Here is a 989-nt window from a genome sequence, read left to right on the forward strand (position 1 = left end):
GGGTGGCGCATTCCGGGGCGATGGCGGTTTTGGCGGCGGCGGCGGTGGTGGCGGCCTTGGCAGCGTCGCCAATGTCGGTCAGGGCGGATTTGGCGCGGGCAACGGTGTCTCAAGCGGTACCATCTCTCAGGCGGCCGGGGGTGGTGGCCTTGGTGCCGGGGGTGCCATCTTTGTGATGGATGGCGCAACCCTGACCATCGCCGGAACCCTGACCGTCAATAACAACACTGTCACCGGCGGAAACGGCGGAACCGGTGCGGCGGGCACCGCCGAGGACGGCTCTGCCTTTGGCGATGGTGTTTTCCTGCAAGGCAGCGGCACCCTGACCTTCAATCCTGATACCGGCGATACACAAACCCTTGCCAATACCATCACCGATCAGGCCGGATCGGGCGGCACCGGAAGCTGGGCACTGACCAAAAACGGCGCAGGCACCCTGACACTCAGTGCCGCCAACAGCTATTCCGGCGCAACAAACCTTTCGGCGGGCACGTTATCCCTGTCGGGATCGGGAACACTCGGAAATGCCGCAGGCGCGCTGAACCTGACCGGCGGAACGCTTGATCTCGGCACGACAACACAGACCCGAACCGGCACCATCACACTCAATGGTGCGACCGTGTCAAACGGCACATTGTCATCATCGGGCACCTTCGATACCCAATCAGGCACCATCAGTGCCGTTCTGGCCGGAACCGGGGCGCTTGCCAAAACCGGCACCGGCACTGTCACGCTGAGTGCTGCCAACACTTATACTGGTGCAACAAATCTTTCGGCGGGCACATTATTCCTGTCAGGATCGGGAACACTCGGAAATGCCGCAGGCGCACTTAACCTGACCGGCGGCACGCTTGATCTCGGCACGACGACACAGACCCGGACCGGCACCATCACACTCAATGGTGCAACCGTATCAAACGGCACATTGTCATCATCGGGCACCTTCGATACCCAATCAGGCACCATCAGTGCCGTTCTGGCCGGGGGAG

1 protein-coding gene is annotated in these 989 nt (G+C 62.0%); it reads left to right on the forward strand.

Annotated features, from left to right (window positions below; genetic code table 11):
• Positions 1-989 (forward strand): autotransporter-associated beta strand repeat-containing protein (locus BC440_RS13985; protein ID WP_175484490.1); only part of this gene is annotated, 989 nt, incomplete at both ends.

Source organism: Thalassospira sp. MIT1004 (assembly GCF_001858545.1).
Lineage (GTDB): Bacteria > Pseudomonadota > Alphaproteobacteria > Rhodospirillales > Thalassospiraceae > Thalassospira > Thalassospira xiamenensis.